This window comes from Micromonospora rubida (assembly GCF_009908295.1).
Classification (GTDB): domain Bacteria; phylum Actinomycetota; class Actinomycetes; order Mycobacteriales; family Micromonosporaceae; genus Micromonospora; species Micromonospora rubida.
In genome coordinates this window covers 1-21,666 of the sequence record NZ_JAAALO010000002.1, presented here as the reverse complement: position 1 = coordinate 21,666, position 21,666 = coordinate 1, and the positions used below count along the sequence as shown (strand labels likewise).

Here is a 21,666-nt window from a genome sequence, read left to right as displayed (position 1 = left end):
GCACCGGTGCGGTGGTCCTGCGCCCGGGCGGGTCGGCGCAGGGCCGCCCGCCCGGGCATCGGAGTCGCGGTCCGCCGCGACGCCGGCCGTTCCTCACCAGGCGGCGCTACTTACCCGCCCCACGGGGCTTCATCCGCGGCGGGCGCCGGCGGATGACAACCGTGGGGTCGGCAGCCCGGTCCGCCGTTCGGCGACCCGGCAGGTGCGTCCGGCGCACCGGAGCGGGCCGACCGTCGTGCCGGCCGGGCGGCACGTCCCACCATGGCGGGATGGGTGCGTATCGAGCAGCGTACGAGCGGAGCATCGCCGACCCGACCGCCTTCTGGCGGGACGCGGCGACGGACATCGACTGGCACCGGCCGCCGGACCGGATCCTCGACGACGGCCGGGCCCCGCTGTACCGCTGGTTCCCCGACGGGGAGCTGAACACCTGCCACAACGCCCTGGACCGGCACGTGGCGGCGGGACGCGGCGACCAGCCCGCGCTGATCCACGACAGCCCGGTCACCGGCACGACCCGCACCTACACGTACGCCGAGCTGTGCGACGCGACCGCCCGGTTCGCCGGGGCCCTGCGCCGGTTGGGGGTCGGACGGGGCGACCGGGTGCTGCTCTACCTGGCGATGGTCCCCGAGGCGGTGGTCGCCATGCTGGCCTGCGCCCGGATCGGCGCCGTGCACTCCGTGGTGTTCGGCGGCTTCGCCGCCCACGAACTGGCGGCCCGCGTCGACGACGCCCGGCCGAAGGTGGTGGTGGCCACCTCGTGCGGGATCGAGGTGGACCGGATCGTGCCCTACCACCCGATTCTCGACGCGGCGCTGGCGGAGGCCGAGCACGCCCCGGAGCGCTGCGTCATCGTGCAGCGCCCCCAGCACCCCGCGCCGCTCACCCCCGGCCGGGACCTGACCTGGGACGAGGCCCTCGACGGCGCCGAGCCGGCCGACTGCGTCCCGGTCGCCGCCACCGACCCGCTCTACGTCCTCTACACGTCCGGCACGACGGGCCGGCCGAAGGGCGTGGTCCGGGACAACGGCGGCCACGCGGTCGCGCTGCGCTGGTCGATGGCCAACGTCTTCGGCATCGGGCCCGGCGACGTGTTCTGGGCCGCCTCCGACGTCGGCTGGGTGGTCGGCCACTCCTACATCGTGTACGGCCCGCTGCTCGCCGGGGCGACGACGGTGCTCTACGAGGGCAAGCCGGTCGGCACCCCGGACGCGGGCGCGTTCTGGCGGGTCGTGTCGCAGCACCGGGTCGCCGCCCTGTTCACCGCCCCCACCGCGATCCGGGCGATCCGCCGGCAGGACCCGGACGGCACGCGGATCGGCCGGTACGACCTGTCCAGCCTCCGGACGCTGTTCCTGGCCGGCGAGCGCCTCGACCCGGACACCTTCGCCTGGGCCGGCGCGCGGCTGGGTGTGCCCGTGGTCGACAACTGGTGGCAGACCGAGACCGGCTGGCCGGTGGCGGCGAACCCGCGCGGGCTGGAGCCGTTGCCGATCAGGGCCGGCTCGCCGTCGGTGCCCGTCCCCGGGTACGACGTGCGGGTGGTGGACCCGCGGGGCGTGGAGGTGCCGGCGGGCGTCGACGGCTCGATCGTGATCAGGCTGCCGCTGCCCCCGGGCTGCCTGCCCACCCTCTGGGGCGACGACGAGCGCTACGTCCGGTCGTACCTGAGCACCTTCCCCGGCTACTACCTGACCGGCGACGGCGGCCGGTTCGACGACGACGGCTACCTGTACGTGATGGGCCGCACCGACGACGTGATCAACGTGGCCGGGCACCGGCTCTCGACCGGGGCGATGGAGGAGGTGCTGGCCGGCCACCCGGCGGTGGCCGAGTGCGCTGTCATCGGCGTGGCGGACCAGCTCAAGGGCCAGGTGCCCAGCGGGTACGTGGTGCTCAAGGCCGGCGTCGAGGTGGCCCCGGACGTCCTCGCCGCCGAGTTGGTCGCCCGGATGCGGGAGCGGATCGGCCCGGTCGCCGCGTTCCGCCGGGTCACCGTCGTGCCGGCCCTGCCGAAGACCCGGTCCGGCAAGATCCTGCGCCGGACCATGCGGGGCCTGGTGGAGGGGCGCGACGAGCCGGTCCCGGCCACCATCGACGACCCGGCCACGCTCGGCTTCTTCCGGAACCTGGCCGCCGCCGACTGACGCCCGCTCGGCCCCGATCGCACCGCACCGAGGGTCGGGGCCGGGCGGCGCTCGCCGCCGTGGGGCTGGGTCAGGTGTCCGGGCCGGTCAGGGGGTGGGGGCGAAGCGATACAGCACGAAGTCCTTCGCCGAGCCGCAGAACAGCACGCTGGTGTTCCACGAGCAGGACTCGCCGCGCACGTCCTTGGCCCGGCCCAGCTCGGCGGGGTCGGGGGAGCCGACCGTCATCCCGGCGATGCTGGGGTCCGCCTCGCTGCCGCTGAGCCTGTCGGCGAAGACCAGGATGTTGCCGGCGTCCAGCCGGACCGCCACCCCGTCCCGGTCCCGCAGCACCGCCTTGCCCTCCGGGTCGAACAGGGTCGACGTCGACTCCGGGTACTGGCGCCGCACGAGCAGGTGCTCACCCACCGGCACCAGGTCCTTCGCCCCGGGCGTCGCCCAGCGCCGGGGGCTCGCGCCCTCGGCGGCCGCCACCACCTCGGCGCGGTCCGCGTCGCCGGACGGCACCTCCAGCACGCACGCCCGGTGTTCACCGCAGGCCACCAGCGCCTCCGCCCGCCGCCCGTCCTCCGTGGCGCTGTGCAGGATCGTCGGCTGGGCCGCCCGGGTCAGGTCGTAGCCGAGCAGCCGGTACCGGCCGACGGTGGAGTCGTCGACCACGTACAGCCGGTCGTCCCGGGCGACCACAAGGTCGTCGCGGTCCGCGACCCCGGACCAGGTGCGCAGCACCGACCCGTTGTCCAGGTCGATCAGCCGGGCCGAGCGGTCCGCACCGATCTGGACGATCCGGTCGACCTTCCCGCGCCACGGGTCGCGGGGCGTCCCGTCGGCGTACGCCGGCCCGCCGGCCCCCTCGGCGGTCTCGACGCGCAGCACGGTGCTGCGGGCGTCGCCCGACCCGTTGCGCGGGTTGTCCCGGCTCCAGGCCTCCGTGCCGTCGCTCATCCGCAGGCCGACGAGCCGGTTGCCGTCCCGGTCGACGAGCACCGCCACATCCTGGCCGAAGAACACCCGGTCGTCGTCCTGGATCGTCCGGGACCACCGCTGCTCGCCGGAGGCGGTGTCGCGCACCACCACCTCGCGGGAGGTGTCGCCGCCGGACGCGTCGGAGAAGGCCGCCACCGCCCCGGGCACCGCGACGAGCGACTGCCACCGCTGTGACGTCTGCGTCGTCTGCTTGCGCCACCGCTCCCTGCCGGTCTCCGCGTCGACCGCCACGATCTCCAGCCGGTCGTCCGGCAGCGGGTACGCCGCGTAGCCGGTGTCGCCGAGCAACGCGGTGAAGGTCTCGGCCGGCCGGTCCGCCCCGGCGGGGATGCGCTCGACCTCGGTCAGGGTCTTCTGGAACTCCAGCCCCGGGTAGCGGTCCCGGGTGTACCAGAGGGCGCCGCCGCCGGCCAGCCCGGCGAGGGCGAGCACCGCCGCGACCGTGATCCACAGCGCCCGCCGCCGGGGGGTGGCGGGCGGTGCCGGCGTACCGGAGACGGGCGCGCCCCACGGGGCGTCCGGCGTTCCGTCGATCCCGGGCGGCCCGGCGAGCGCGGTCGGCGGTAACCCCGGTCCGGCGGCTGCGGTCGGCGGCAGCCCCGGCCCGGCGGCTGCGGTCGGCGGTAGCCCCGGCCCGCCGTCGACCCAGGTGGGTGGCGGGCCGCCGGCCCCGGCCACCGCAGGCGCGGCCGCCGGTACGCCCCCGGCGCCACCCGCCGGCGCGGCCTGTCGTGGCGGGCGGGGGACCGGCAGGTCCGTCAGTGCCCCCTCGGCCACCGGCAGCTCCGGCTGCTCCAGCACGGTCGGCGCGACGCCCAACTCGGCGTGCAGCATCCGGGCCACCAGCGGCATCCGGGTCGGGCCGCCCACCAGGAACAGGCCGACGAGCCGGTCGGGGGTGAGGTCGGCGGCGGCGATCACCCGCCCGGTCTCGGCCACGGCCCGGGCCAGCAGCGGGGTGGCCACCCGCTCCAGGTCCTCCCGGGTGAGCTGGACGACCTCCTGCGATCCCGGCACGACCACCGGCGCGACCGGGGCCCGGGACAGCATCTCCCGCGCCTCGCGGACGCCCTCCCGGAGCCGGTGCAGGTCCCGCCACTGCCCGGCGTCGGCCGGCTGGGTCAGCCGGGCCCACCGCGCCGGGTCGGTCGCGGACACCAGCTCGCCGAGCCGGCTCGTCAGGGCGGCGTCCAGGTCGAGCCCGCCGAGGTCGGGCACGCCCCCGGTGGCGGTCACGGCGAAGCCGGAGTCGCCCCACGGGTCGGCGCCCTCGTTGCGCAGCACCGCCACGTCCAGGGTGCCGCCGCCCAGGTCGAACACGGCGATGGAGCCGCCGACCGGCACCGGCCGGCGCAGCACCTGGGCGTAGTAGCGGGCGGCGGCGACGGGCTCGCGCAGCAGCCGGGTGCCGAGTGGGGTGGGGCCGGAGAGGGTGTGCTCGGCAGCCTGCGGCCAGCCCGCGCGCAGCAGCGCGTCGGCGAGGACCTGACGCCGGGCGTCGTTCCAGGACGCGGGACAGGTCAGCACCGCCGGGGGGAGGAAACCGACCGTGGCGACCGCGGTCTGGCCCACCGTGTGCAGGATCGCGGCCAGCAGGTCGGCTGGGGCGTACTCGCGGTCGCCGAGCGGCACGGTGGGGGAGTCGATCAGGCGTTTCGGGTTCGGCGCGTAGCGGCCCGGGTCGGCCTGCGCCAGCCGCTGCGCGTCCCGGCCGACGTGCAGGCGCCCGTCGGTGTCCGCGTACACGCCGGAGGGGACGACCGGCTGCCCGTCGATCAGCAGCGGCCGGGTCCGCCCGTCCGGCCAACGGAGCACGGCCACCGTGTTGGACGTGCCGAGGTCGACGCCGAGGGCGAAGCCCTCGTGCTGGCCTGCCATGTGCCGTTACCTCCGCCGGGGACGAGGGGATGTCCGGCTACGCATCGTACGCAGCCCGGACTCCGGGGCGGTGAGGTGCCGACGGAGGCGGCGATCAGCCGCCGACGACCCCCAGAACGCCCGCGCACACGATCACCAGGATGGCTCCGGCGGTGAAGCGGATCCCCCAGTTGAGGTGCCGGTACTTGCGTCGCGCGACCAGGCTGTTCGCCCACACCTGGCTGGCCACCTGCCGGCGCAACGCCTCCTTGTCGGTGATCAGCGCGGTGAACTCCTCGACGAACGACGCCTCACTCGTCTCGAACTCCGTGGCGACGTGGTGGAAGTACAGCAGCGACCGCTGGTGGCCGGTCGCCACGGACCGGGGCGCGACGGCGATGACGTTGAATGCGAGGCTGCCGGCGAGGAGCCCGGTTGCTACCAGCAGCAGAGCTGTGACGAACGGTTGGCGGTCGAAAAGGCCCGGCGTCTGCACGCGTAGCGCGATCAGCCCGATCAACGCGCCGTTGAGGGTCAGTATCAGGCTTGCTTTCGTGTCGGCGTGCCGGAGCCAGTCATTGGCGTGCTGCAGCACCATCCACGGATCCTCTTGCTCCACGCCGTGAGGCTATTCGAGAACGGCCGGCGGCCGATAGGTCGTTTCAGTCACCTGTCTCAATACGGGAGTCGGGGCCAACTCGACGAGCCGGGGGCCTCCCGCGCCGGACGGAAGGACCCCGGCGTCGGCGATTACTGTCGGCTTTGCGCTTGACACTGCTGCCGTGGTCCGGGCTAGCTGGTAGGCAGATCATCTGCCCGGCCAACGTTCGACTGTGGAGTGTGATGGACGCTGACTTTGTCCAATCGGTCGCGCGGGTCGGCGATCACGTCGAGGTCCGTCTCATCACCGGCGACCCGTTCGTCGGCCAACTCGTGGAGCTGACGCTCAACCGGCTCGTACTCCAGCAGCCGGACGGCGGGCGGAGCGTCCTGGCCCTCGCGGGCATCCTCGGGCTGCGAACCCTGGTGGGGACGCCCCCGGCCGAGCCGCCCCCGGCCGCGCCCGTCCCGCCGACGCAGCCGGTCGAGCCCGCCCCGGCGGCGGTGCCGGCCGCCGAGCCCGGGCCGACGACCGAGCCCGTCCCGCCGACGCAGCCGGTCGAGCCCGCCCCGCGACCGACCCCGGCCGCCGACGACCCCGTCCCGCCGGCCGCCGCCGAACAACCCCCGCAACAGGCGATGCCCGCAGCCGAGGACGCCCGGCCGGTAGCGCCGGTCGAGGTGGCCGCCGTCTCCACCGCGGTCACCTCGGACCTGGCCCTGCGCGCCGTGGCCTCGATGCCGGTGGAGGTGTCCTTCGACATCGACGTCCCGCAGGACCAGTACAGCGGCCTGCACGCCGAGTACCAGCGGTACCGCAACGCCGCGAACATCAACGAGCTGGCGCCCAAGTTCGGCCGGCTGGGTCAGATCGCGACGGGCCTGCGCCGGATCCTCACCGCGGACCCGGTCAACGGCGACCTCTACCACCTGATCGGGGTCATCGAGCTGCTCAACGCCGCCCCGGCGAGCGCCCAGCAGTACTTCGCCACCGCGGCGGACCTCACCGCCGACCCGGAGAGCTGGCGGCTGCTGGCCGTTGCCGCGGCGAAGAACGCGGACAGCGACGCCGTGGTGTACGCCCTGCTCCGGTACTTCCGCAACATCACTCCCATGATCGACTCGGCGGCCTGGCACGCGCTGCTGGGCGTGCTGGACGCGGCCGGCTCCCGGGCGCCCCTGGGGGACCTGCTCCTCGCCCCCAACCTGCCGCCCATCACCCGGCGGGCAGTGGAGGAGGCCTGCCCCGGCGGCGTGACGCCGGAGGCCCGCGCCCGCCCCGAGGGGGCCCAGCCGCGTCCGATCCGGTTCCGGGCCGCGGGCTTCCCGCCGGCCGTCCGGCCGGGTGCGCCGGGTCGGCCCGGCGTGCCCGGAAGGCTCCTGCCCACCCCCCGCCGCACCGTGGAGAAGTCGCCCGATCCCGCGCCCCGGGCACCCGCCGCACCCGCGCGGGCGGCCAGCGACCACTTCGCCCGCGCAGATCACCTGAACAAGAAGAAGCGCGACTTCGAGGGGGCGAAGGCCGCGTACCGGGAGGAGATCCGGTCGGGCGGGCCGAAGCGCGAGAGCGCGGTGAAGGACCTCGCCTGGCTGATCAAACGGCTCGACGGCGCAGAGGCCGCGCTGCGGATCCTGGAGGTCGAGTTCCCCGGGGTGGTGCCGCCCGGCGACTCCCTGGACAACATCCTGATCGACTTCTACATCGCCGCCGGAAGGTACCGCGACGCGCTGGAGGCGTTGCACCGCCAGCTCGCCTCCCGGGACCCGTCCAGTTCCAAGGGACGGCACCTGCTCCACCAGATCGCGTTCGTGAAGTTCTCCGCCGGGCAGGACTCGATCCCCGAGTGGAGGACGCTGCTCGACGCCACCCCGGCGAACCCCGCCGTCCGGCGTGGCCTCGCCATGGCGTACGTGCAGCAGCAGACGTCGGCGAGCCTGGACGAGGCCGAGAACCTGATCCGCGACGACAGCACCGACCGGGCGGACGACATCCGCCGCCAGGTCGCCGCGATCCGCCAGGGCAACGAGCTGTCCCTCAGCACACCCAAGTTCATCGACCGCCTGTTCACCTCGGCCCTGGTGGCCTACGTGATGGACCGGTACTCCGAGCAGGCGGCCGGGATCAAGGACCAGCGCAAGCGGGAGAACAAGCAGCCCATCTTCCGCGACGCGTTGCGGCTCGCCGACAACGCCGGGCACTCGCGGGGGTACCAGCGGGAGAACAGCGCCGACGGCTACATCTCCGCCGCGGCCATCCTGCGGGAGTACGGCGCCAACGGGCGCGACGACGACGAGGACCAGCTGCACGGCTGGCTGTGCAGCGGCCTCACGGCGCTGGCCGACCTGGTGCTGGACCGGCAGGCCAGCGAGGCCGCCCGGGACCTGTACTGCGAGGCGCTGGCCGCCTCCGAGCGGCTGCGCAACCCCGCCCGGGGCGGCGACGCCCGGCTGGCCATCGGCCGGTTCTTCCTCTCCCTCGACGGGCGGCCGGCACTGAGCTGGCGGCGCGACTCCACCCCCGACGGTGCGCCCATCGACGAGGTCGTCGCGCCGATCCTGCGCAAACAGCTCCACCAGCACAGCTACGCCATCTTTCCGCTGGTGGCGCAGCTCGTCGCCCAGACGGACGTGGCGGCCGAGCGGGTCACCGCGGTCATCCAGGACGACCCGGAGCTGCGTACCGCCGCGACCCGGTACCTCGCCGACCGCGGTTACCTCGACGGCGACCTGCTCGACGACTGGCCCGACGAGCATCCGGCGGGCCGGCCGCCCTTCGAGGTGATGCGCGAGGCATGGCAGCGGTACGGCGCGGCCTGGGGGCGGGAGCAGCGACGGAAGGTCGCCGCCCTGGCACCCCTGCACGAGCTGACGATCGCCGAGGACGTCATCAAGACCGCGCTGGTCCGGCTCTCCGAGGTGCGTCCGGAGGTCGACTCGGACAGCGAGAGCCTCAGCCGGATCGATGACGCCCTGCGCGAGCTGCTCCAGTTCATCTACGCCGAGTCCTTCGAGGAGCGCGACGCCTCGCTGCGCCGGGTGACGGACACCATGAAGGGGGTACGCAGCGAGGTGGCGAAGGCGCCCACCAGCTTCGCGGTCGAGGGCGTCGACCCGATCGCCGTCCGCATCGCCTCGCTGGTGGAGCAGGCGCAGGACCACCTGCTGGCCGAGCGTCGTCCCAAGCCGGACCTGGCGCTCGCGCTGGCCGAGAGCAACCGCGACCAGCACGGGCTGGTGACGGTGCAGATCGAGATCCGCAACAAGGAGGGCATGGCCCCGCTGGAGTCCGGGGAGCTGCGGATCCGCAGCGAGCCGGACCTGTTCATCCCCCAGGACGAGGTGCTGCGGCTGACCAGCGCGGTGAGCGGCGGGCAGCACCGGGTGCTGGTGGTGAAGCTGCGGGTCAGCGACAGCGGGGTCCGGGCCGGCGCCTTCTCGCTGCCGGTGACCCTGCTGTACCGATCCCGCTCCGACGACGAGTACGACCAGGTGGAGGCGAGCCTGGCCGTCCAGCTCGCCGACCCGTCGAAGTTCGAGGAGATCGACAACCCGTTCTTCCAGGGCTCCACGGGCGCCCCGGTGCAGGACCCGGAGATGTTCTTCGGCCGGGAGGAGCTGCTCGACAACATCGAACGCCGGCTCCGGCTCGCCCCGGTGCCGGGCACCGGCGTGGCGATCTTCGGCCAGAAGCGGGCCGGCAAGTCCTCCATCCGGTTCCGGCTGATCGACCGGCTCAGCGAGCGGCGGGCGTCCAACAACCTGATCGTGGTCGACCTCGGCAACATCGGCAGCTTCAACCCCGAGGGCGGCCTCGTCAACCGGGGCCCGCACGCCCTGCTCGGCGAGCTGCTCTGGGAGATCCTCAACCGGACGGGCCGCAAACTGCTCGAGGACCCGGCCGGCGCCGGCCGGCCCCGCCTGGCCGCAGACGTCACCCGGGAACAGTTCGCCGCCAGCCCGCAGCCGGTGGTGGACTTCATCTCCATCATCGAGGACTACTTCGCCACGCTCGACCGGCCGCCGCACGTCGTCGTCCTGATCGACGAGTTCCAGTACTTCGACGAGTGGATCCGCAAGGGCCTGCTGCCGCAGTCGTTCATGCAGGCGCTGAAGGCGATCATCGAACGGCGCGTCTTCCACCTCGTGGTGGTGGGCCAGGACGCGCTGGAACGGGTGATCCGCGAGCACGCCAACGTCTTCGTGGTGTTCGCCCGGGAGCGGGTCACCTACCTCGACGACATCAACGCCCGGAAGCTGATCGAGCTACCCATCCTCATCGGGGGCCGGGACGGGCACAGCCGGTACCGGCAGCACGCCGTGGACCGGATCGTCGAGCTGACCGGCGGCAGCGCCTTCTACATCCAGAAGTTCTGTTTCTCCCTGGTCGAGCAGATGAACCTGAACCGGGCCCCGCTGGTCACCGAGGCCGACGTGGAACTCGTCCGGGAACAACTGCTGGACTCGCTCGGCGAGGAGGACTTCGACAACCTGGAGACCGCCGGCTACACCGAGCCGGACGCCCCCACCTCCGAGCACTTCCGCCCCGTCCTGCTGGCCGTGGCGGTCGCCTCCCGGCAGGGCCTGGCCACCATCGAACGGGTGCAGGCCGTCTACCTGGGCAGGGGTGACCTCACGGAGCTGCTGAACGACCTGGTGATCCGGGACGTCGTACGCAAGGAGGGGGGCGCGTACCGGATCGTCGTCCGCCTCTACCAGGACTGGCTGCTGATGCACCACGTGGGGGCGTCCATCGAGCTGGGGCGCTAGGGTCGGCGGCCATGACGGTCAACCCGTATCTCGGCGTCGGGCAGGTGGCCACCGCCGAACGATTCGTGGGCCGGCGGGACCTGCTGCGCCTGCTGGAGAACTCCTGGCGGGGCCCGCGCCCGGCCAACCTGAGCCTCCAGGGCAACCACCGGATGGGCAAGACCAGCGTGGTACGCCGGGCTCAGGAGCTGTTCGCGGTCGACCGCCCCGACCTGCTCGTGGTCTACCTCAGCGTCGCCGCGTACGAGAGCGGCGCCGACGTGTTCCGGGCCGTCGTCGCCCGCGTGCGCCAGGCGGCCGAGCGGCTCAACCAGCCGGGGGACGGCACGCCGCCCGACTGGCTCGCCGGCCTCAACGACATCGAGCTGTCGGTGCACAGCAGCACCGAGTGGCTGGACCTGAAGGAGTGCTTCGAGGCGTTCTTCGGCGCTCTGTGCAGCGCCGGGATCGGGGTCGGGGTGATCCTCGACGAGTTCGACCAGGCGGAGGCCTTCCGGCGCGTCGAGTTCCAGCTCCTACGGGACCTGGTCAGCGAGAAGAACTACTCCGCGGGGCTGGTGACCCTGTCCCGCCGGTCGATCAAATCGATCGAGCTGGCCGCCGTGGCCCACTCGACGCTCGACGGGGTGATGGGGATGAGACGGCCGGTGGGCCCCTTCCGGGACGACGAGGTCGCCGCCATGCTGGCCCGGGCCGGCGACGCCGGCGTCGACCTCACCGACCTGCGGCCCGAGATCGTCCGGCGGGCCGGGAACCACCCGTACCTGATCGAGTTGTTCTGCCACGAACTCGTGGAGACGCACCTGACCGACCAGCTGGACGCGGAGCTGGCCTGGGAGCAGGTGGAATCGCAGTTCCGCGACCAGTTCACCCGCTCGATCACGAACCTCAACGCGGACACCGGCGGGCGCGGGGGAGACCTGCTGTACCAGGTGCTCACCCGGACCTACCTGACGATCGGCTCGCAGGACATCGCGCTGCTGCGTCGGCTGGGCCTCGTCCGCCCCGACGGGGCCACGGTGGCGCTGCTGTCCCCGGAATTCGCCCAACAGGTACGCCGCATGGTGCTGACCGATTCGCTGCACGGCTGGTGGATCGACCGGGACCTGACGCTGCGCGCCCACGTCCGCGAGCGGCTGACCCGCTCGTGGGGTGCGGGCTGGGGCGCGGAGCTGAGCCGGCGGGCCGGTGGCGCGGCGACCGCCGGGCGCTGGCACGGCGGGCCGGAGGGCGTCCCGCTCGTCCCGGCTGACCGGCTCGACCCGCTCGACCGCCTGGACACCGCCGACGTCATCGAACTCGTGCTGCTGAACTGGAACCTGTTCGAGTCCCATCTCGGCGGTGATCCGACCGTCTGGAAGGAACGCGCGGAGGCGGTGACGCAGGCCCGGCAGGCTGCCGATCGCGGCAACCCACTGGACGCTGACCTACGCCGCCGGGCCGAACGCAGCCTCGGCGGGCTGCCGGAGGCCTGACCGGGCCGGTCTTCCTTCCGGCCGGCGAGGAAGCACAGACGTCGCCTCCCCGAGGACGCCGGACCCTCGTCGTTCCTGCGTGCCCTCGGCGTCCTACACGCCCTCGGCGAGCCGCCACAGCGCGGCGGCCTCGGAGTGCCGATTCGCCCGGCGCAGTTGCCTGATGTGCTGGCGTAGCGCCTCGGGCTCCTGGTCGACCGCTGCCTTGCGAAGCGCCGCCGCCGCACCCGGGAAGTTGCCGGCGCGCTGCAGCAGGCGGGCGCGCTCGGTCGCCGGGACGGTGATACGCCGGAGGACGGGTCCGCTCCGCCCCGCGTCGTCGCCGTCGACGGGGGCGGCGGGCGCCGACCAGGCCCGGTTGCGGGCCAGGGCCAGGTCCCCGATCGAGTTGCGGCTGCGTTGCTGGGGGACCGGCCAGCGCTTCCCGGCCAGGACCGTGGCCAGGTGTCGGTAGAGCGTGTGCAGGTCGAGTAGCTCGGGACCGTCGGCGATACCGTCCTCCAGGGCGGTGATCAGCTCACCGGTGAAGGCGGTGTACTGCGCGCCGGGCGGCGCCTTCGCCGTCTCCGACTCGGCGCAGGCGGTCAGCACGTAGGCCCCGTTGACCTCGGTGAGCGCGGCAACGTCGATGCTGGCCGGCGCCGACCCCATGTCGCCGGCCAGCGCCAGCGCCGAGTAGCAGCAGTCCAGGACGACCACCCGGCGGGCGGCAGCCAGGGTGGGGTCCGTGAGTGCCCGACGGATGTGGTCGAAGGACAGCACCCGCCACCACTGGTCGAGATCCTCGACGCCGGGCAGGGCGAGGACGAGCTCCCCGGTCAGGATGTTCGTCAGGCCGTGACCGGCGTAGTAGACGAGCAGGGTGTCGGTGGCCTCCCGGGCGGCCGAGCGCAGCGTCTCCATCACGGCACCGAGCGGGTCCGGGCCGGTCAGGTCCGGCACGAGGATGTTCTCGGTGGGTAATCCCCACACCGCCGGGTCGGCGAACAGCCGGCGCAGCGCGCCGACGTTCTCACGCACCGCAGGCAGGGGCGGCAGCGAGTCGTACTCCGGCACTCCCACCAGTACCGCTCGGGAGGCGGTCGGGTCAGCGAGCGTTGCCATCGGAGGTCACCCCGGCCGCGGCGGGATCCGCCGCATCGAGCAGTTCGATCACGCTTTCGGCCGTGGAGTCGTCGTCGATGGCGATGGACCTGCCCGGTCGTTCCAGCAGCACGATGATCGGATCACCGGAGCTTCCCCGCTGTTGCTTCTGCGCCTTCCGGAACGCCACGATCGAGGTGATCAGGCTGGCCAGCGCGATGCTGTTGGAGAGAACGACGTTGACCATTTCCAACGAGCCGCCGCTCATCTCTCCGTCGGTCGGTGCCCCGGCGGCCGGGGAGAGCCGCGCGTGCCGGGCGAGTTGGCGGTCGCGGGCGAGCCAACGGTAGAGCGTCGTCGCCTCGGTCCCCGCCGGATCGTTGTCGATTCTGAGCCACAGTTCCATTGCGCCTCCTGGCTTCGACCGCGTGTGATCCAGGCTAGCCGAGGCCGACCAACGGTGGCAGTTCCGAAGGTCTTGGGAGACTCCGGCCGAGTGACTGATCTCCGACTCTTGTCACGTCGGTGCCCGTCTCTGACCGACAACCAGGTGGGTCGAGTATGGATCGGGCGACGGAATCAGAATCCGTGAGAACCGAGCGCGGCTGTCATCGCCGGCCGATTGGGGAGGCCGCGATGACAGCCGCGCTGGTGGTCAATCAGCCGCTGGAGATGATGTCGTCAGAAGTTGACGTTGACTCCGGCAGCCTTGCATGCGGCCGTGATGTCCGCGCCGGCCTTCTCGAAGGCGGGGTTGTCGGCGGCGTCTGCCGGGTCCGCTGCCGCTGCGGCCTTGGATGCCTCCACCCCGAACTGCTTCAGGGCGGCGGCCACCTTGCTGTCGCCCCCGGTGGAGGCCAACGTGGTCAGCTTCTCGTCCAGATCGGTCAGGATCTTCTTGAACGCGGCCGGCGACGGGTCGCCGGACTGCATGGCGGCGACGAACTGGGCCTTCATGTCGTTCCCGGCCTTCTTCGCCGACTCGCAGAGCTTCTTGTCGCTCGTGCCGCCCTTGGCGTCCGTTGCGGCCGACGAGGACGGCACCGAGGAGGCGGAGGCAGCAGCCGAGGAGGGAACCGTGGAGGCAGACGGCGTGGACCCGGCCGTGGTCGGGGTCTCCTCCTCCCCACCGCACGCGGTGAGAGCCATCAGGGAGGTGCAGATCAACAGAGCAGAGGTAATCCGAAAAGGCTTCACAGGCGGGCACGCTAGCCGATGTCACTCAATGTGGACAACTCGAATCGACCGTCGGCGAGAAGGACCGGAACGTGCTGCGGCTACCGGCCTCGGAGTGGTCGAGTCTCCGAGCCGAACGGAAGCGCCTGGCATCGGTTCTGGCTCAACTCGTTGCCGGCCCCCGTTCTCCGACCCTGACCTCAAGCCGCGTGACCTGAACCGACAGCTTCGCGTGGCTGTCCGGCGTGCGTACGGTTCACCGCCCCGGCCTTCGGGCCGGGGGCGGCTTGCCGTGTCGGCGGCTTGTTGCGCGCCTGGACTTCGATACCCGGTGGCACGCCGTGAAGCGGCGTGGCGGCCGAGCGCCACGACCACGACGTCGGCCGGCCCGCTCGCGCTCGTCGCCGTCGCGCTGGGAGTCGTATGACCACCGGCTTCATGGGTCGGCGCGTGCTCAAGCCCGGCAAGGCGAAGGACAAGGCCTGCGACAGGCCGGTGAAGCAGAAGCCGGCAAGGACAAGAAGCCCAAGCGTCCGGTACGCGAACCCGCCTCGGACGGCACGGCCGGCGCTACTGGCACGCCAATGGCACGCAAGATCAGTAAGGGCTGAAACGAGAGCGGCCCAGGTGCGACGAAAGTGCCACTGACCTGGGCCGGTACTCCTGGAGCGGGCGACGAGAATCGAACTCGCGTAGTCAGTTTGGAAGACTGAAGCTCTACCATTGAGCTACGCCCGCGTGCGACCTGCCGTACAGCTCGCGCCGACAGCCTACCTGGTGCCCGGCCCCGCCGCGCATCCGTGTCTCCCCCCACCGCCCCACCCACCCCTCCCCGTACAAAACCCCGCAGATTCGCGGAATGTGTGGCCTCCCAGCACGGCATGGCCACACTTTCCCTGTATTTGCCCCCGCAGGCCTTGCCCCCCGCGGCCTGGCCCCGCGGCCTGGCCCCGTCGGTCCTGCCTCCCGTCGGCCTGGTCCCGTCGGGGCAGGATCGAGGGTCGTCGGAGGGGGAGCGCTCAGCGTTGGCCGTCGGCGCATCTCACCGGCGGCCCGCGCGCCGCCGGCCCGTCGGGGTGGTGGGGCGTGCGCCGATTGTGGTCCGGTGTCCCTTCGGGGTGGTTCCGGGGTGTCGGGCCCCGCCCCGGCACCCCGGGCAGGCGGCCAAGGCATACACTTCTCGTCGCCACGGGGTGTGGCGCAGCTTGGTAGCGCACTCGCTTTGGGAGCGAGGGGCCGTGGGTTCAAATCCCGCCACCCCGACTGTCGTCCGCGGCCGGGAGCGTCCCGGGAGCCGCCGTTTCCGCGCGGCCCCCGGGCGCTGCCGGAGAGCCGCGTCGGCTCACCTACACTCGATGGGCCGAATTACGCCCAGACTCAACTGAGATCCGTCAAGGAGTACGCCTGTGAAGAGCACCGTCGAGACTCTGAGCCCGACGCGCGTGCGGCTCGCCATCGAGGTGCCGTTCGTCGAGCTCGAGCCGAGCCTCAAGAAGGCGTACCGGGAGATCGGTTCGCAGGTGCAGGTGCCGGGCTTCCGCCGGGGCAAGGTGCCGACCGCCGTGATCGACCAGCGGGTGGGCCGGGGCACCGTCCTCAACGAGGCGGTGCAGGAGGCCATCCCGCAGAACATCCTCGCCGCGGTCCGCGAGCATGACCTGAAGACCCTCGGCCGCCCCGATGTCGAGATCACCGAGTTCAACGACGGTGACTCGCTGAACTTCACCGCCGAGGTCGACGTACGGCCCGAGATCACCCTGCCGGACCTGGACAGCATCGAGGTCACCGTCGACGAGCTCCAGATCGACGACAGCGAGATCGACGAGCAGGTGAAGAACCTGCGCGAGCGGTTCGCCACCCTGAAGACCGTCGAGCGGGCCGCAGCCGAGGGTGACTACGTCCAGATCGACCTGAACGCCACGGTCGACGGTGAGGACGTCCCCGGCGGGCAGGCGACCAACATCTCCCACGAGGTCGGCAGCAAGCAGCTCCTGCCGGGGATGGACGAGGCTCTCGTGGGCCTCGCCGCCGGCGAGAGCACCACCTTCACCACCCAGCTCGTCGGCGGCGACTTCGCCGGCCGGGACGCCGAGGTGGCGGTGACCGTGCGCACGGTCAAGGAGAAGGAGCTGCCCGAGCTCGACGACGACTTCGCGCAGCTGGCGAGCGAGTTCGACACCATCGACGAGCTGCGCGACGACCTGCGCGAGAAGGTCACCCGGGGCAAGCGCGTCGAGCAGATCTACGCCGCCCGGGACAAGGCCCTCGAGCAGCTCGTCGAGGCCGCCGAGGTGCCGGCGCCGGAGGGCGTGGTCCGCGATGAGGTCGAGAGCCGCAAGCAGGCCATGGTCGACCAGCTGGAGCGGATCGGCGCCTCGCTGGAGGAGTACCTCGCCGCCGAGGAGAAGACCGAGGAGCAGATCGACGCCGAGCTGAACGAGGCGGCGACCGACGGGGTCAAGATCCAGCTGCTGCTGGACATCCTGGCCGACGCCGAGGACGTCCAGGTCTCCGACGACGAGTTCGGCCACGAGATCGTCCACCGCGCCCAGCGCGCCGGGATGGCCCCGCAGCAGTACTACGACCAGCTCGTCCGCTCCGGCGCGGCGGCCGCGGTCTTCGGCGACGTGCGGCGGGGCAAGGCGCTCGCCTCGGTGATGGAGCACATCAAGATCAAGGACTCGGCGGGCAACGAGGTCAGCCTCGACGCGATCCGCGCCGAGAGCGACGAGGCCCACGACCACGACCACGAGCACTGATCGTCGGCTGAGGCCGCCGTCCACCGGTCCCGGTGGACGGCGGCCGAAACCCTTTTCCGGGTACGTCTGGGAGGGGCTGCGCTGAGAGCGAAAAGCGCCCCGACCGGGACTGTGTCACCCGGGTGAGCGGTTAGTGTCGGGGAAGACGGTACGGAGAGCGAAGGGCTGCCATGACCGACATGCACATCCCAGCGAAGCCGCTCCGGGCGATCGAGGCCCGCGGTGGCGACAACATTGGCAACCTCGACGACTCGGTCTACAACCGGTTGCTCAAGGAGCGCATCATCTTCCTGGGCAGCGAGGTGACCGACCAGGTCGCCAACCGCATCTGCGCGCAGCTGCTGCTGCTCGCCGCGGAGGACCCGGACCGCGACATCAACCTCTGGATCAACTCGCCGGGTGGCTCGGTCTACTCCGGCATGGCGATCTACGACACCATGCAGTTCATCGACAACGACGTGTCGACCGTGGCGATGGGCATGGCGGCCTCCATGGGCCAGCTCCTGCTCTGCGCGGGCACCAAGGGCAAGCGGTACGCCCTGCCCCACGCGCGGATCATGATGCACCAGCCGTCCGGCGGCATGGGCGGCACCGCCTCCGACATCGCCATCCAGGCGGAGCAGATGCTCTACACGAAGCGGATGTTCCAGGAGCGGGTCGCGCACCACACCGGCCAGACCCAGGCGCAGATCGAGGCGGACTCGGACCGCGACCGCTGGTTCACCGCCCAGGAGGCCAGGGATTACGGCTTCATCGACAAGGTGATCACCGGAGCCACCCAGGTTCCGGAAGGCGCCGGGACCCTGAGCTGAGCGAGGAGCTGACGATGACCGACCTGAGCCTGCCGCCCCAGTTCGCGGCCGTGCACAACCGCTACGTCCTGCCGTCGTTCGTCGAGCGCACGTCGTACGGGGTGAAGGAGTCCAACCCGTACAACAAGCTCTTCGAGGACCGGATCATCTTCCTCGGCGTCCAGGTGGACGACGCGTCCGCCAACGACGTGATGGCGCAGCTACTGACGCTCGAGGGCACCGACCCGGACCGCGACATCACCATGTACATCAACTCACCGGGCGGTTCCTTCACCGCCATGACGGCGATCTACGACACGATGCAGTACATCCGGCCGGACGTCTCGACGGTCTGTCTCGGTCAGGCCGCCAGCGCGGCCGCCGTGTTGCTGGCCGCCGGCACGCCGGGCAAGCGGATGGCGCTGCCGAACTCGCGGATCATCATCCACCAGCCGGCGACCGAGGGCGGCTACGGGCAGGGCTCGGACATCGAGATCCAGGCCCGGGAGATCCTGCGGATGCGGACCCAGCTGGAGGACATGCTCTCCCAGCACTGCAACCGGCCGCTCGACAAGGTCCGCAAGGACATCGACCGGGACAAGATCATGACGGCCGAGGAGTCCCGCGAGTACGGGCTGGTCGACACGATCCTCACCAGCCGCAAGAAGGGCCTGCTGGCCGCCAACGCGGCCCGCTGACCGAGCAACGGGTCGGAGGCCGGCCGGCCGGGTTCCCGGTCGGCCTCTGACACGCCCGAATTGGGGGTCGGAGAAACCCCCGCCAGCGGGTAACGTCGGGTCCGTACCGCTGCGTCGGGTCGGGTCGGCGGGCGAACAGAGCCGGACGGGGCGCAACGTCCGCAAGTCATGGCCGGTGCACCGGCCGATGAGTGCAGGGAGAACGTAGGTGGCACGGATCGGTGACGGCGGCGACCTACTCAAATGCTCCTTCTGCGGCAAGTCGCAGAAGCAGGTCAAGAAGCTCATCGCGGGCCCTGGGGTCTACATCTGCGACGAGTGCATCGATCTCTGCAACGAGATCATCGAGGAGGAGTTGGCCGAGTCCGGCGAGGTGAAGTGGGAAGAGCTTCCCAAGCCGATGGAGATCTGCCAGTTCCTCGACAACTATGTGGTCGGCCAGGACCAGGCCAAGAAGGCGCTCGCGGTCGCGGTCTACAACCACTACAAGCGGATCCAGGCCGAGGCGGCCGGCGCGCCGGGTTCCGGTAGCGACGCCGTCGAGCTGGCCAAGTCGAACATCCTGCTGCTCGGGCCGACCGGCTGTGGCAAGACGCACCTGGCGCAGACCCTCGCACGGATGCTGAACGTCCCCTTCGCCATCGCCGACGCCACCGCGCTGACCGAGGCCGGCTACGTCGGCGAGGACGTGGAGAACATCCTCCTCAAGCTGATCCAGGCCGCGGACTACGACATCAAGCGCGCCGAGACCGGCATCATCTACATCGACGAGGTCGACAAGATCGCCCGCAAGTCGGAGAATCCGTCGATCACCCGGGACGTCTCCGGCGAGGGCGTCCAGCAGGCCCTGCTGAAGATGCTGGAGGGCACGGTGGCCAACGTGCCACCGCAGGGCGGCCGGAAGCACCCGCACCAGGAGTTCATCCAGATCGACACCACCAACGTGCTGTTCATCTGCGGTGGCGCCTTCGCCGGTCTCGACCAGATCATCGAGTCTCGCACCGGCCACGGCGGCACCGGCTTCGGCTCCCGGCTCCGGTCGATCTCCGACCGTTCGGCCGACGACATCTTCAGCCAGGTGATGCCGGAGGACATGCTGAAGTTCGGGCTGATCCCCGAGTTCGTCGGCCGGCTTCCGGTGATCACCAACGTCCGCAGCCTCGACCGGTCGGCCCTCGTGCGGATCCTCACCGAGCCGCGCAATGCCCTGGTCAAGCAGTACCAACGCCTCTTCGAGCTCGACGGCGTCGAGCTGGAGTTCGACGATCCGGCCCTGGAGGCGATCGCCGACCAGGCGATGCTGCGCGGCACCGGGGCCCGTGGCCTACGCGCCATCATCGAGGAGGTTCTGCTCTCCGCGATGTACGAGGTGCCGAGCAACCCCGACGCCGCCCGGGTGCTGATCACCCGCGAGGTGGTCCTGGAGAACGTCAACCCGACGATCGTGCCGCGGGAGTTCACCGGCCGCCGGGCCCGTCGCGACCGTGGGGACCGCGAGGAGAAGTCGGCCTGACCTGCGCTCCCCCTGATCGGGGGAGCGGTGTTCCCGCGGCGGCCCCGGAGAAGTCCGAGGCTGTCGCGGGCGCTTTTTCGGCCGTACGCTGAGGGCCATGCGTGTCGCCGTCTGCCAGCTCAACGCCCGCGACGACCGGGCGGCCAACCTCGCGGCCGCGGAGGCCCTGCTGGGCCGCGCCGCGGCGGCCGGCGCGGACCTGGCCGTCCTCCCCGAGTACGTCGACTACCTGGGCCCCGCTGCCGGCCTGCCCGCGCCGGAGCCCGTCGACGGCACGGTGGGCCGGTTCTTCGCCGACGTGGCCCGCCGGCTCGGCATCTGGCTGGTCGCGGGATCCTTCCACGAGGTCGGCCCGGATCCGGAACACACCTTCAACACCTCGCTGGTCTTCGACCGGTCCGGCACGCTGGTCACCAGCTACCGCAAGATCCACCTGTACGACGTCGAGATCCCCGGGCGGGTCTCCTACCTGGAGTCGGCGACGGTCGCACCAGGGGAGAAGCCCGTGGTGGTCGACGTCGAAGGCGTCCGGGTCGGCCTGTCGATCTGCTACGACCTGCGGTTCCCCGAGCTCTACCGGCAACTGGTCACGGACGGGGACGCGCAACTGCTGGTGCTGCCGGCGGCGTTCATGCTGCACACCGGGCGGGACCACTGGGAGGTCCTGCTGCGGGCCCGGGCCATCGAGAACCAGTGCTTCGTGGCGGCGGCCGGTCAGACGGGCGACCACGATCCGGGGCGTACCTGCTTCGGCCGCAGCATGGTGATCGACCCGTGGGGGACGGTCCTCGGCCAGGTGCCGGACGGCCCCGGCCTGACCGTCGTCGACCTCGACCTGGAGCGGCTCCGGGCGATCCGCGCCGAGCTGCCGAGCCTGGCGAACCGTCGTCTCTGAGCGCCGCTACCGGGAGGCCGGTCTGGAACCCGCGGCCGGTGCCGGGGCCAGCCCACAGGGCGGCGGGTGGCCGGTCGTCAGCCTTGGAGCAGGACACCGATCACGGTGAGGCCGGCGATGGCGCCGGCGGTCACCAGGAGTGCGGTGGTCATCCGGGATCTTCCGCGACGGGCCAGCCGGGTGACCGACACCAGGATGACGACCAGTACGACGGCGCCGATGACCAGCTGCCAGAAGGGCATCAGCAGGCCGAGCAGGGCTTCCTCGGCGAGCGTGGCCGCCGGTGGGGCGGGAGCGTCATCCATGCCAGACACTCTGGCACGCCGGCGCATGGTGTGCGGGTGAGCCTTTGGACGGTCCCCGGGGTGCCACCCGGCGGCAGCATTGACGGGGACTGATTTGCCTTCTCTTGGTCGTACGCGTAACTTTCTCTCTGCAAGCGGGAGGCCGGACAAACCGGCCGAAAGCAAGCGCCAGGCTCGTGGCGGAGACGCCGAGCGAGGCTGGGAACCTGGGTGGTGCGAGCAACGCCGGTGAGACGGAGTTGCGATCGCGAAGCCGGCCGGGTAGAGTGCTGAAGCCGGCAGGAGCCGGGCGGATGGCCGCGAAGCGGCGATCGGCCGGTCTGCGGTTTCCCACGACAGAAACGAACGCCAATTCTGGCGAGCGTCAACGTGGGGTCGATCAAATCAGCAAAGAAAACCTCGGCAACGAGGTTGACGGCGAAGAAGCGATCGGCTAAGTTAGCGAGGTTGCCCCAGAAGGGGGTCCCACTAAGTGGGATTCACCGGATGGTGTGTGGTTGTTCTTTGAGAACTCAACAGGGTGCTTGATAAGCCAGTGCCAATTATGATTTATACCCCGGACTGGTCGGACTTTAGGGTTTCGGCTGGTTGGGATTCCTTTGGCAACACT

General features: G+C 71.5%; 15 protein-coding genes and 2 tRNA genes. 10 read left to right on the top strand and 7 right to left on the bottom strand.

Annotated features, from left to right (window positions below; translation table 11 throughout):
- The first annotated feature begins 269 nt into the window (after window positions 1-269).
- Entirely contained in the window at window positions 270-2,150 is a 1,881-nt protein-coding gene (locus tag GVV04_RS04305; RefSeq protein ID WP_161684749.1) for a propionyl-CoA synthetase, read from the top strand.
- 87 nt (window positions 2,151-2,237) lie between these two features.
- Here GVV04_RS04305 and GVV04_RS04300 read toward each other — a convergent pair whose 3' ends face one another.
- Both GVV04_RS04300 and GVV04_RS04295 read right to left on the bottom strand, forming a co-directional pair.
- Window positions 2,238-5,015, bottom strand: a complete 2,778-nt coding sequence (locus GVV04_RS04300) for an Hsp70 family protein (protein WP_161684747.1) — start codon at window positions 5,013-5,015, stop codon at window positions 2,238-2,240.
- Window positions 5,016-5,109: 94 nt separating this feature from the next.
- Window positions 5,110-5,592, bottom strand: a complete 483-nt coding sequence (locus GVV04_RS04295; RefSeq protein WP_161684745.1) for a Pycsar system effector family protein — start codon at window positions 5,590-5,592, stop codon at window positions 5,110-5,112.
- 245 nt (window positions 5,593-5,837) lie between these two features.
- Here GVV04_RS04295 and GVV04_RS04290 point away from each other — a divergent pair, with 245 nt between their 5' ends.
- Window positions 5,838-10,361 (top strand): hypothetical protein, encoded by a 4,524-nt coding sequence (locus GVV04_RS04290; protein ID WP_161684744.1) that lies wholly within the window; start codon window positions 5,838-5,840, stop codon window positions 10,359-10,361.
- A gap of 11 nt (window positions 10,362-10,372) precedes the next feature.
- Entirely contained in the window at window positions 10,373-11,836 is a 1,464-nt protein-coding gene (locus GVV04_RS04285; RefSeq protein WP_161684742.1) for an ATP-binding protein, read from the top strand.
- A 93-nt stretch (window positions 11,837-11,929) separates the two neighbouring features.
- Here GVV04_RS04285 and GVV04_RS04280 read toward each other — a convergent pair whose 3' ends face one another.
- The 4 genes from GVV04_RS04280 to GVV04_RS04265 all read right to left on the bottom strand — a co-directional run bounded on the left by GVV04_RS04280 (window position 11,930) and on the right by GVV04_RS04265 (window position 14,833).
- Window positions 11,930-12,940 (bottom strand): caspase family protein, encoded by a 1,011-nt coding sequence (locus tag GVV04_RS04280; RefSeq protein ID WP_161684740.1) that lies wholly within the window; start codon window positions 12,938-12,940, stop codon window positions 11,930-11,932.
- Window positions 12,924-13,325 (bottom strand): effector-associated constant component EACC1, encoded by a 402-nt coding sequence (locus GVV04_RS04275; protein ID WP_161684738.1) that lies wholly within the window; start codon window positions 13,323-13,325, stop codon window positions 12,924-12,926. Before GVV04_RS04275 ends, GVV04_RS04280 begins: the two co-directional genes overlap by 17 nt.
- Before the next feature lie 275 nt (window positions 13,326-13,600).
- Window positions 13,601-14,068 carry a hypothetical protein gene (locus tag GVV04_RS04270; protein ID WP_161684736.1) on the bottom strand — a complete coding sequence of 156 codons (468 nt, stop codon included), beginning with the start codon at window positions 14,066-14,068 and terminating at the stop codon, window positions 13,601-13,603.
- Between the two features lie 691 nt (window positions 14,069-14,759).
- Window positions 14,760-14,833: transfer RNA gene (locus GVV04_RS04265), tRNA-Gly, on the bottom strand.
- 451 nt (window positions 14,834-15,284) lie between these two features.
- Here GVV04_RS04265 and GVV04_RS04260 point away from each other — a divergent pair.
- The 6 genes from GVV04_RS04260 to GVV04_RS04235 all read left to right on the top strand — a co-directional run bounded on the left by GVV04_RS04260 (window position 15,285) and on the right by GVV04_RS04235 (window position 20,751).
- Window positions 15,285-15,358, top strand: a tRNA-Pro gene (locus GVV04_RS04260).
- A 143-nt stretch (window positions 15,359-15,501) separates the two neighbouring features.
- Complete coding sequence (tig, locus tag GVV04_RS04255) at window positions 15,502-16,854, top strand: trigger factor (protein WP_161684734.1); 1,353 nt, start codon at window positions 15,502-15,504, stop codon at window positions 16,852-16,854.
- A 170-nt stretch (window positions 16,855-17,024) separates the two neighbouring features.
- Window positions 17,025-17,666 carry an ATP-dependent Clp protease proteolytic subunit gene (locus GVV04_RS04250; RefSeq protein WP_161684732.1) on the top strand — a complete coding sequence of 214 codons (642 nt, stop codon included), beginning with the start codon at window positions 17,025-17,027 and terminating at the stop codon, window positions 17,664-17,666.
- Window positions 17,667-17,680: 14 nt separating this feature from the next.
- Window positions 17,681-18,343: an ATP-dependent Clp protease proteolytic subunit gene (locus GVV04_RS04245; protein WP_161684730.1), complete on the top strand. Its 663-nt coding sequence runs from the start codon at window positions 17,681-17,683 to the stop codon at window positions 18,341-18,343.
- A 208-nt stretch (window positions 18,344-18,551) separates the two neighbouring features.
- Window positions 18,552-19,856 carry an ATP-dependent Clp protease ATP-binding subunit ClpX gene (clpX, locus tag GVV04_RS04240; protein WP_161684728.1) on the top strand — a complete coding sequence of 435 codons (1,305 nt, stop codon included), beginning with the start codon at window positions 18,552-18,554 and terminating at the stop codon, window positions 19,854-19,856.
- A gap of 97 nt (window positions 19,857-19,953) precedes the next feature.
- Window positions 19,954-20,751, top strand: a complete 798-nt coding sequence (locus tag GVV04_RS04235; RefSeq protein WP_161684727.1) for a carbon-nitrogen hydrolase family protein — start codon at window positions 19,954-19,956, stop codon at window positions 20,749-20,751.
- Between the two features lie 77 nt (window positions 20,752-20,828).
- On the opposite strand, the gene GVV04_RS04230 is transcribed toward GVV04_RS04235, so the two are convergent.
- Window positions 20,829-21,056, bottom strand: coding sequence for a hypothetical protein (locus GVV04_RS04230; protein WP_161684725.1), 228 nt, complete (start codon window positions 21,054-21,056; stop codon window positions 20,829-20,831).
- Window positions 21,057-21,349: 293 nt separating this feature from the next.
- Between GVV04_RS04230 and GVV04_RS04225 the strand changes: the two genes are divergently transcribed.
- Complete coding sequence (locus GVV04_RS04225; protein ID WP_161684723.1) at window positions 21,350-21,493, top strand: hypothetical protein; 144 nt, start codon at window positions 21,350-21,352, stop codon at window positions 21,491-21,493.
- The last annotated feature ends 173 nt before the right edge of the window (window positions 21,494-21,666 follow it).

Bases quoted from the DNA above. Each gene is read 5' to 3' on its own strand.
- GVV04_RS04230 (WP_161684725.1), bottom strand. From the start codon at position 21,056: ATGGATGACGCTCCCGCCCCACCGGCGGCCACGCTCGCCGAGGAAGCC.
- GVV04_RS04235 (WP_161684727.1), top strand. From the start codon at position 19,954: ATGCGTGTCGCCGTCTGCCAGCTCAACGCCCGCGACGACCGGGCGGCC.
- GVV04_RS04275 (WP_161684738.1), bottom strand. From the start codon at position 13,325: ATGGAACTGTGGCTCAGAATCGACAACGATCCGGCGGGGACCGAGGCG.
- GVV04_RS04295 (WP_161684745.1), bottom strand. From the start codon at position 5,592: ATGGTGCTGCAGCACGCCAATGACTGGCTCCGGCACGCCGACACGAAA.
- GVV04_RS04305 (WP_161684749.1), top strand. From the start codon at position 270: ATGGGTGCGTATCGAGCAGCGTACGAGCGGAGCATCGCCGACCCGACC.
- GVV04_RS04280 (WP_161684740.1), bottom strand. From the start codon at position 12,940: ATGGCAACGCTCGCTGACCCGACCGCCTCCCGAGCGGTACTGGTGGGA.
- GVV04_RS04225 (WP_161684723.1), top strand. From the start codon at position 21,350: ATGGCCGCGAAGCGGCGATCGGCCGGTCTGCGGTTTCCCACGACAGAA.
- GVV04_RS04290 (WP_161684744.1), top strand. From the start codon at position 5,838: ATGGACGCTGACTTTGTCCAATCGGTCGCGCGGGTCGGCGATCACGTC.
- GVV04_RS04250 (WP_161684732.1), top strand. From the start codon at position 17,025: ATGACCGACATGCACATCCCAGCGAAGCCGCTCCGGGCGATCGAGGCC.
- GVV04_RS04285 (WP_161684742.1), top strand. From the start codon at position 10,373: ATGACGGTCAACCCGTATCTCGGCGTCGGGCAGGTGGCCACCGCCGAA.
- GVV04_RS04245 (WP_161684730.1), top strand. From the start codon at position 17,681: ATGACCGACCTGAGCCTGCCGCCCCAGTTCGCGGCCGTGCACAACCGC.
- GVV04_RS04300 (WP_161684747.1), bottom strand. From the start codon at position 5,015: ATGGCAGGCCAGCACGAGGGCTTCGCCCTCGGCGTCGACCTCGGCACG.
- GVV04_RS04270 (WP_161684736.1), bottom strand. From the start codon at position 14,068: ATGGCTCTCACCGCGTGCGGTGGGGAGGAGGAGACCCCGACCACGGCC.